General features: G+C 71.7%; 7 protein-coding genes and 1 pseudogene. 5 read left to right on the top strand and 3 right to left on the bottom strand.

Annotation, left to right across the window (positions count from 1 at the left end; all coding sequences use genetic code 11):
• From MET2598_RS42355 to paoC, 5 genes and pseudogenes are all read left to right on the top strand, one after another.
• Window positions 1–535, top strand: a pseudogene (locus tag MET2598_RS42355) (caspase family protein); the annotation flags it as partial.
• A gap of 142 nt (window positions 536–677) precedes the next feature.
• Window positions 678–1,769 (top strand): recombinase RecA, encoded by a 1,092-nt coding sequence (gene recA / locus MET2598_RS0126150; protein ID WP_012330280.1) that lies wholly within the window; start codon window positions 678–680, stop codon window positions 1,767–1,769.
• A gap of 384 nt (window positions 1,770–2,153) precedes the next feature.
• Complete coding sequence (gene paoA / locus MET2598_RS0126145; RefSeq protein ID WP_012330281.1) at window positions 2,154–2,747, top strand: aldehyde dehydrogenase iron-sulfur subunit PaoA; 594 nt, start codon at window positions 2,154–2,156, stop codon at window positions 2,745–2,747.
• A complete protein-coding gene (locus tag MET2598_RS0126140; protein WP_018262878.1) occupies window positions 2,744–3,694 on the top strand; it encodes an FAD binding domain-containing protein in 951 nt (316 codons plus the stop codon). The genes paoA and MET2598_RS0126140 overlap by 4 nt, the downstream gene beginning before the upstream one ends.
• A gap of 3 nt (window positions 3,695–3,697) precedes the next feature.
• Window positions 3,698–5,917, top strand: coding sequence for an aldehyde oxidoreductase molybdenum-binding subunit PaoC (gene paoC, locus MET2598_RS0126135; RefSeq protein WP_018262877.1), 2,220 nt, complete (start codon window positions 3,698–3,700; stop codon window positions 5,915–5,917).
• 110 nt (window positions 5,918–6,027) lie between these two features.
• Here the strand turns inward: paoC and MET2598_RS0126130 are convergent, their stop codons facing one another.
• The 3 genes from MET2598_RS0126130 to MET2598_RS37370 form a co-directional block, all read right to left on the bottom strand.
• The gene (locus tag MET2598_RS0126130; protein WP_018262876.1) at window positions 6,028–6,252 is read right to left on the bottom strand and encodes a hypothetical protein; all 225 of its coding nucleotides are present in this window, start codon (window positions 6,250–6,252) and stop codon (window positions 6,028–6,030) included.
• A gap of 1 nt (window position 6,253) precedes the next feature.
• Window positions 6,254–8,107 carry an ATP-binding protein gene (locus MET2598_RS37375; RefSeq protein WP_018262875.1) on the bottom strand — a complete coding sequence of 618 codons (1,854 nt, stop codon included), beginning with the start codon at window positions 8,105–8,107 and terminating at the stop codon, window positions 6,254–6,256.
• 29 nt (window positions 8,108–8,136) lie between these two features.
• On the bottom strand, window positions 8,137–9,219 hold a 1,083-nt coding region (locus MET2598_RS37370; protein ID WP_210163410.1), incomplete at its 5' end, for a hypothetical protein.

The following is a 9,219-nucleotide window of genomic DNA, read 5'->3' as shown; positions in this document are numbered from 1 at the left end:
GCCCGTCCAGGCCCTGCGGCCGGGCTGGCCGGCGCCCGGCCAGCCCCCGGCCGGGCGGCCCGCCTCGCCGCACGGCCCCGTCGCGGCGCCCGCCCCGAACCCGGACTTCGCCCGCCAGCAGCAGGTCCGTCAGGAGCAGGCCGCCCGAGCGCAGGCCGCCCAGGCGCAGGCCGCCCAAGCCCGGGCCGCCCAAGCCCGGGCCGCCCAGGCGCAGCGGGCCGCCGCGGCCCAGCGCCAGCAGATGATGATGCAGCAGCAGCGGCAGGAGGCCGCGCGGGCCTTTCAGCAGAGGCAGCAGGTGATGCAGCAGCAGGCCTCGCAGGCGGCGGCCCGGCAGCAGGCGGCCCAGGCCGCGGCGCGCCAGCAGCAGATGATGATGCAGCAGCAGGCCGCCGCCCAGCGCCAGCACCAGATGCAGATGATGCAGATGCAGCGCCCGCCGCCGGCGGCGCCGCGCGCCGTTCCGCAGCCGGCGCCCCATCCCGGCCATGGCGGCCGGCCCTGCGGTCAGCCCGGCCTGCCGCCCTGCCGCTGACCCCCGCCCTCGCCCGGACGGCCGCGCGGAGATCCGCCGCACCGCCGGGCCGCGCCCTTGCAGAGCGAGAACAAAACAAGTACATACCGGGAGCCGCGCACATTGAGAATCCCTTCGCCCCCGTGCCATAAGGACCCGTCAGATGGCTCAGTCCTCGCTGCGACTGGTGGAAAACCCGACCATGGATAAAGACAAGTCGAAGGCGATCGATGCCGCGCTCGCCCAGATCGAGCGCGCCTTCGGCAAGGGCTCGATCATGCGCCTGGGCAAGGGCGACAAGGTGCAGGAGGTCGAGACCATCTCCACCGGGTCGCTCGGGCTCGACGTGGCGCTCGGCGTCGGCGGCCTGCCGCGCGGGCGGGTGATCGAGATCTACGGCCCGGAATCCTCCGGCAAGACCACGCTGGCGCTGCACACGATCGCGGAGGCGCAGAAGAAGGGCGGGGTCTGCGCCTTCGTGGATGCCGAGCACGCGCTCGATCCGGTCTACGCCCGCAAGCTCGGGGTCAACCTCGACGACCTGCTGATCTCGCAGCCCGACACGGGCGAGCAGGCGCTGGAGATCACCGACACGCTGGTCCGCTCGGGCGCGATCGACGTGCTGGTGGTGGATTCGGTCGCCGCGCTCACCCCCCGGGCCGAGATCGAGGGCGAGATGGGCGACCAGCAGCCGGGCCTCCAGGCCCGCCTGATGAGCCAGGCCCTGCGCAAGCTCACCGGCTCGATCTCGCGCTCGAACTGCATGGTCATCTTCATCAACCAGATCCGGATGAAGATCGGCGTGATGTACGGGAGCCCCGAGACCACCACGGGCGGCAACGCGCTGAAGTTCTATGCCTCGGTGCGGCTCGACATCCGCCGCGTCTCGACCCTGAAGGACCGCGACGAGCCGATCGGCAACAGCGTCCGGGTCAAGGTGGTGAAGAACAAGGTGGCGCCGCCGTTCAAGCAGGTCGAGTTCGACATCATGTTCGGCGAGGGCGTGTCGAAGGTGGGCGAGCTGATCGACCTCGGCGTGAAGGCCGGCATCGTCGAGAAGTCGGGGGCGTGGTTCTCCTACGACAGCCAGCGCCTGGGCCAGGGCCGCGAGAACGCCAAGGGCTTCCTGCGGGACAACCCGGACATCGCCGGGCGCATCGAGGCGGCGATCCGCCAGAACATGGGCCTCGTCGCCGACAAGATCCTGGAGAACGCGGTCCCGACCGCGGAGGATTTCGACGAGGGCGAGGCCTGAGCCAGGCCCGACGGATCGAGGAGGAAGGGGCCGCCGCGGGAGACGCGGCGGCCCCTTCCGTTTGGGGCCGCTCGCGCGGGCCGGCTCATGCGGGATCGCGCTCCTGCGCGACGCTCCCGAAGGCGGCGAGGCCGTTCAGAATCTCCCGCCCCCCTCGCCGCGGCGGCCCGGGTCGCCCCGCCCGCCTTGACGGCAGGGCCCGCGAGCCGCCGCGGATTCACGCCCCTCCCCGGTGCGACCTCGCGCCTTACCTTGGAGCGCATCCAAGCTGTCCGTGTTGTCCACGGGCATCCCGTCCCCGGCGACCGGCGCGGTGCCGGCCCGCCCCCCTCGGAGACCGGAATGCCACGACGCGGACACCCAGAACCGAACCGGAGAGACTTGATGGTTGGAGCATCCGCCACCACGGCCCCCGCCGCCGTGCCCGCGGCCGCCGGGGCGCAGCCGGCCGGGCCCGCGGCGCCGGTCACCGCGCGGGTCGCCTTCACGGTGAACGGCGCGCGGCGCGAACTCGACCTCGACCTGCGCACCAGCCTGCTCGACGCCCTGCGCGAGCACCTGCACCTGACCGGCACCAAGAAGGGCTGCGACCACGGCCAGTGCGGCGCCTGCACCATCATCGTCGACGGGCGGCGGATCAACGCCTGCCTGACGCTGGCCGTCATGCACCAGGGCAGCGCCATCACCACCATCGAGGGGCTGGGAGGGCCGGAGAGCCTGCATCCGATGCAGGCCGCCTTCGTGCGTCACGACGGCTACCAGTGCGGCTACTGCACGCCGGGCCAGATCTGCTCGGCGGTCGCCGTGCTCGACGAGATCGCGGCCGGCATCCCGAGCCACGCCACCGCCGATCTCACCGCGGCCCCGGACCTGTCCGAGGCCGAGATCCGCGAGCGCATGAGCGGCAACCTCTGCCGCTGCGGCGCCTATTCCAACATCGTCGAGGCCGTGACCGAGGTCGCCGGGAGGCGGGCATGAAGTCCTTCACCTACGAGCGCCCGGCCTCCCCGGCGGAGGCGGCGTCCGCCGTCGCGCGCAACCCGGGCGCGAAGTTCATCGCCGGCGGCACCAACCTGCTCGACCTGATGAAGCTGCAGATCGAGACGCCGGCCCACCTCGTGGACGTGAACGGGCTCGGGCTCGACGCGATCGAGGCGACGCCGGAGGGGGGCCTGCGCATCGGCGCGCTGGTGCGCAACACCGACCTCGCGGCCGATCCGCGGGTCCGCCGCGACTACCCGGTGCTCTCCCGGGCGCTCCTCGCGGGGGCCACCGGCCAGCTGCGCAACCAGGCGACGACGGCCGGCAACCTGCTCCAGCGCACCCGCTGCCCCTACTTCTACGATACCGCGCAGGCCTGCAACAAGCGGCGGCCGGGCTCGGGCTGCGCCGCCCTCGACGGGATCAGCCGGCAGCTCGCGGTGATCGGCGGCAGCGAGGCCTGCATCGCCACCCATCCGGGCGACATGGCGGTGGCGATGCGCGTCCTCGACGCCGCCGTCGAGACCGTCGACGCGACGGGCGCGGCGCGCACGATCCCGATCGCCGAGTTCCACCGCCTGCCCGGGGACGCGCCCGAGCGCGACACGATGCTGCGGCCGGACGAGCTCATCACCGCCGTGACGCTGCCCCGGCCCCTCGGCGGGGCGCAGATCTACCGCAAGGTGCGCGACCGCGCCTCCTACGCCTTCGCGCTGGTCTCGGTCGCGGCCGTGGTGCAGCCGGACGGCAGCGGCCGCGTCGCCTTCGGCGGCCTCGCGCACAAGCCCTGGCGGGTCGAGGCCGCGGAGGCCGAGCTGCCGCGCGGCGCCGCGGCGGTGGCCGCCGGCATGCTGTCGGGCGCGAGGCCGACCCGCGACAACGCGTTCAAGTTGAGGCTCGCCGAGCGGACCCTCGGCGCGGCGCTCAAGCAAGCGAGGGCCTGAGCCATGAAGTTCGACACCCCCGCCGGGCAAAACCCGATCGACCAGCTCAAGGTCGTCGGCCGCCCCACCGACCGCATCGACGGCAAGTTCAAGACCACCGGCACGGCGCCCTACGCCTACGAGCGGCACGACGTCGCGCCGAACCAGGCCTACGGCTACGTGGTCGGCGCCGGCATCGCCAAGGGGCGCGTGCGCGCGATCGAGACCGAGGAGGCCGCGCGCGCGCCGGGCGTCCTGGCGATCGTGACGACCCTCGACACGCCCCGGCTGCCGCGCGGCACGATGAACGCCGCCTACCTGTTCGGCGGCGACGCGATCCAGCACTACCACCAAGCGGTCGCCCTGGTGGTGGCGGAGACCTTCGAGCAGGCGCGGGCGGCGGCCTTCCTGATCCGGGTCGATTGCGCGCCCGAGCCCGGCCGCTTCGACCTGCGCGCCGAGGCGGGGGCGGCGAAGCCGGTCCCGGGCGACAGCGGCGAGGGCAGCAGCGGCGCGGGCGAGGAGCGCGTCGGCGATTTCGAGGGGGCCTTCGCGCAGGCCCCGGTGACCCTCGACGCGACCTACACCACCGCCGACGAGAGCCACGCCATGATGGAGCCGCACGCGAGCGTCGCGGCCTGGGAGGGCGACCGGCTCACGCTCTGGACCTCCAACCAGATGATCGGCTGGGGCAAGGGCAGCATCGCCAAGATCTTCGGCATCCCCAAGGCGAATGTCCGGCTCGACTCGCCCTACGTGGGCGGCGGCTTCGGCGGCAAGCTGTTCGTGCGCGCCGACGCGGCGCTGGCCGCCCTCGGCGCGCGGGCGGCCGGGCGCCCGGTGAAGGTGGCGCTGACCCGGCCAATGATCCCCAACAACACGACGCACCGCCCCGCCACGATCCAGCACATCCGCCTCGGCGCGACCCGGGACGGGATCCTCACGGCCATCGCGCACGAGAGCATCTCCGGCAACCTGCCGGACGGCGACCCGGAGACGGCGGTCAGTCAGACCAAGCTGCTCTACGCGGGGGCGAACCGGCTGACCGCGCTGAAGCTCGCCCATCTCGACCTGCCCGAGGGCAATGCCATGCGGGCCCCCGGCGAGGCGCCCGGCATGCTGGCGCTCGAGGTCGCCATGGACGAGATGGCGGAGAAGCTCGGGCTCGACCCGGTCGAGTTCCGCCTGCGCAACGACACCCAGGTCGACCCGAACCAGCCCGGACGCGCCTTCTCGCACCGCGACTTCGTCGGCTGCCTGCGGCTCGGCGCGGAGCGGTTCGGCTGGGCGCGGCGCAACCCGACCCCCGGGCAGGTCCGGGACGGGGCGTGGCGGGTCGGGCTCGGGATGGCATCGGCCTTCCGCAACAACCTGGTGCTGAAATCGGGCGCGCGGGTGCGCCTCGACGGCCGCGGCCGGGTGACGGTCGAGACCGACATGACCGATATCGGCACCGGCAGCTACACCATCATCGCGCAGACCGCGGCGGAGATGATGGGCCTGCCCCTCGACCGGGTCGAGGTGCGGCTGGGCGATTCCGACTTCCCGACCGCGGCCGGCTCGGGCGGCCAGTTCGGCGCCAATTCCTCGACCGCGGGCGTCTACGCCGCCTGCGTGAAGCTGCGGGAGGCGGTGGCGCAGCGGCTCGGCATCAACTCGGCCGACGCGCTCTTCGCAGACGGCCAGGTGCGGGCCGGCAACCGCGCGGTGCCGCTCGGCGAGGCGGCGGCCCAGGGCGAGATCGTTGCCGAGGACGCGATCGAGTTCGGCGGCCTCGACAAAACCTACCAGCAATCGACGTTCGGCGCCCATTTCGTGGAGGTCGGGGTCGATGCCGACACCGCGGAGGTGCGGGTGCGGCGGATGCTGGCGGTCTGCGCGGCCGGCCGCATCCTCAACCCGAAATCGGCCCGCAGCCAGGTCATCGGCGGGATGACCATGGGGGTCGGGGCGGCGCTGATGGAGAAGCTCGCGGTCGACACGCGCCGGGGCTTCTTCGTCAACCACGACCTCGCCGGCTACGAGGTGCCGGTCCACGCCGACATCCCGCACCAGGAGGTGATCTTCCTCGACGAGGTCGACCCGATGTCGTCGCCGATGAAGGCCAAGGGCGTCGGCGAACTCGGCCTGTGCGGGGTCGGCGCCGCGGTGGCGAACGCGGTCTACAACGCCACCGGCGTGCGGGTGCGGGACTATCCCCTCACCGTCGACACGCTCATCGACCGCATGCCGGAGGCGGCGTGAGGCGGCCCGCCCCCGCGCCATCCGGGCGGGCGCTCCTCGCGGCCGCTTCGGCCGCCGGGGCCGTGACGGTCGAGCGGAGCGGCCCTCCGCCCCGGGGCCCGCCGGCGCCTTCAGGGGTTGCGCGCCGACCTGCTGCTCAGGGAGGCGCCGCCCCGGCGGTCGGGCGCCATCGTCACCCTCGCGCCGGGGGCGCGGATGTCGTAGAAGCCGAAGCCCGTGATGAACGACGGATCGGCGGCGGAGAGGCCGCTGCGCCGGATGGTCGCCACGACCTCGTCAAAGTCCTCGTCGGCCACCGCGATCCCGCGGTGGAAGGTGGCGAGGGCACTGCCCAAGTCAGTCGACCATCCGGAGCTGGCAGGGCGACGGGTCGACGGTGGTCATAACCGGCCGGGCCAGGTGCGTGAACGAGCACAGGGCCTGCCCCGGGGCGAGGTTCGGCAGGGAGTTCCAGGTCGCCTCGTTGACCCCGGGCACCACCTTGCGCAGGCGGTTCACGACGCCGCTGTCGGTGAGCTTGTGGAGGATCCAATTGTTGACGAGGCCGAGCACCTCGTCGGGCAGGTGGCTCGGAAGCTGGGTCACGAAGACGAGCCCGAGGTAGCGCTTGCGGCCGCGGCGGGCGATGCGGGCGACCTGATCGAACAGGTTGGGCATCTGCTTGATGCGCTGGGCCGAGAGGAACTCGTGGGCCTCCTCGATGAAGATGTTGACCTTGGTCAGGTCCTTGGGCATCTGGCCGAAGCGGATCGCGTCCTCCCGCGCCCCGTAGAGCTCGTCCTGCCGCGTCTGGAGGGCGCGCAGCATCTGCGCGATGACGAGATTGCGTAGGTAGGGCGCGTCCATGTCGCTCAGGTCAACGATGGAGATCTGCCCGGGCACCAGCATTTCGCCGACGTCGATGCGCTCGCGGTCGCGGTCGGCGAAGACGCCGGCCTTCTTCATGCGCCACAGCCGCTTGGCGATGGCCTTCCACGACCGAGAGTCCTTCTCGATCTTGCGGGCGTTGAGGGTCTGGAGAAGCACCTTCTCATGACCGGCGAACCCGTTCCGGCGCCCCCGGAAGTCGTCGGCGTTGCCGTCGATCTGCTCGATGGCAGCGCCGACGACGTCGAGCATCATCTCGACGGTCATGCGCGGCCAGCCGCCGAGCAACTCGTCGATCTCCAGGGCCTCCCGTTGCTCGTCGTCGTTGGCCGGGTAGATCTTCGTCCGCTCCATGGTGATGCGGCAGACCTCGTAGGCATCCAGGAGGCGACGCTCCTGCGGCTCGCTGAGGTCGAGCACTTCGGCGAGGACGTATGGGGACAGGTCGTCGAAGGCGATCTTGAAGTCGCGCTGGCTCGGGTGGTCGGGACTCGCCGGGGTGCGGCCCGAGAGATAGAAGAGCTTGGTCTTGTCCGCCCCCCGCGGGTCGAGGCCGCGCTTCTTGAGGGCCGCGAGCATGCGCGGGTTCGAGCTCGGGTCGTTCATGGTCGTGTACTCGCCCTCGATGTCGAAGACGACAACCGCGTTGCCGGCCTCGGCGAGGTTCATGATGGTGCCGGACACGGTGGTGCTCTTGCCGCCGCCAGTGGTGCCGAGGATCGCGAGATGCTTGAAGAGCACCGACTTCTGCGCGGCCGGCACCGCGACTGCGATGGAGCTGGCGCCGTCGAGGAGACCCAGTCGAACGGGCTTGTCGTCGGGCGGGATGTTGAGGCCGAGCACGGCTTTCACCTCCTCGTCGCCGAGCAGGAACACGGGGCTGTTCGGGCAGGGCCGGCGCACGGGTGGGACGATCTGTCCATCCACGCGCTCGCCGAAGACCTGGATCTGGGCGATGCCGTGGTACTTGGGCGTCAGCACGGCACGGTGCGCGGCGGCCACGACCAGCGTCGGCGCGGTCGCACTGAGCGCGTCCGGCTCGGCGAACGGACGTGAGGCCACGACGCCCAGATACTCGGCCTCGACCTTGTTGGTGCGGGGGTGGATGCTGGGGATACGGACATAGGCCTCGCGGGCGATGTCGCCGATGCGATCCTCGGGTACCAACGCCGTGACGGTGCCGTCCTCGGCCCCGGAGCGGTCGAACATGGTGCGGGCGATGGACCCGCGATAGGCCTCGGGCTCCTGGTATGGCCCGCCGTTCTCGTTGGCGGTCTGCTCCAGGCGCTTGGCGGCGGCAGCGACCTTCTCGTCGGGGCTCATGGTGACCTCCGGTGTCGGGTGGGCGGGCGTCAGGCCCGGGTGGTGCGTTCGGCGAGGAAGCGGAAGGGGGAGCCAGTGCGGGCCAGCGCGGCGTGCACCTGCGCGGTGACGCCGCCGGGCTCGAACATGCCCTTGCAGGTGCGGTCGGCGATGTCGATCAAGTTGGGGAACCCGCGCGCCTCCTGGAGGGCACTGTCGGCCATGACGATCTGGGCCGCTTGGTGCACGTGGTCCTCGTGGGCGTAGGAGACCCGCCCGGGGCAGATGACAGACGCGCGGTAGACGCAAAGCACGACCTTCGAGCCGACGTCCTCCTGGAAGGCGCGGACCTTGTCGTAGAGCCCGGAGGCGCGGTAGTGCGGGCGCTCGTAGCTGCTGCCTTTGATGTAGCCCTCGATGATGTCCTTCGTGTTGCGCAGGACCGCGTACTGGAGCGGCTGGAGGGAGTTGGCGATGGTGACGACCGCCTCGTCGCTGATCTCGCTCGGCACGAAGATGAACTTCTGATGTTTGAGCAGGAGGCGGCGGAGCATCTCCAGGCTCGCCTCGGCCATCTCCTTGCGGCCGGAGCCGACGATGAGTTCGTGCGGCATCGGCCCGCCGTGCCCCATGCGCCAGGGCGTGGCGCAGCGGTCGACCAGCATGGCGCGCTCGGCGTAGATCATGAGGGCCCGGCACATCATGTCGGACATGCTCATGGGCTGCCCGTCCTCGCCGAACTCCTCGCGGGCGACGTCGCGGCGCTTGCGGCGGGCACGGCGGGAGAGGAAGGCCAGGACCTCCTCTTCGGCGTTCCCGTTGCGCCGCATGATGTCGTGGCGATAGAGGCGGTTCCCGATGCTGCCGGCGTCGCCGGTGCCCTGGTACGAGCTGAGGCAGATCCCGATCTGGACGACAGTGATCGGGAGGGTGGGGACGGCGACGCGGGTGCCGTCGCAGGCCTCGACCTGGCCGTTGAATAGAATGTTCCGGACGGCGTTGGTCACCACATCGACGGGCAGCGTGTAGGTGGATTCAAGTGGTCGTCGCAACGGCTTGGCGGAGGGCGGTTGTGATGGCAGGTCGGCGGCGTTCGGATCGGGCACTTCGCGAGAAGCTGCGGTCACCGGGTC

The sequence above is a fragment of the Methylobacterium sp. WSM2598 genome, assembly GCF_000379105.1.
In the GTDB taxonomy this organism is placed as follows: Bacteria; Pseudomonadota; Alphaproteobacteria; order Rhizobiales; family Beijerinckiaceae; genus Methylobacterium.
The sequence above is the reverse complement of the archived record's forward strand: the minus strand, read 5'-3'. Positions and strand labels throughout refer to the sequence as shown.

Coding starts and splice junctions, on each gene's coding strand:
- recA (WP_012330280.1), top strand. CDS start 678: ATGGCTCAGTCCTCGCTGCGACTGGTGGAAAACCCGACCATGGATAAA.
- paoA (WP_012330281.1), top strand. CDS start 2,154: ATGGTTGGAGCATCCGCCACCACGGCCCCCGCCGCCGTGCCCGCGGCC.
- MET2598_RS0126140 (WP_018262878.1), top strand. CDS start 2,744: ATGAAGTCCTTCACCTACGAGCGCCCGGCCTCCCCGGCGGAGGCGGCG.
- paoC (WP_018262877.1), top strand. CDS start 3,698: ATGAAGTTCGACACCCCCGCCGGGCAAAACCCGATCGACCAGCTCAAG.
- MET2598_RS37375 (WP_018262875.1), bottom strand. CDS start 8,107: ATGAGCCCCGACGAGAAGGTCGCTGCCGCCGCCAAGCGCCTGGAGCAG.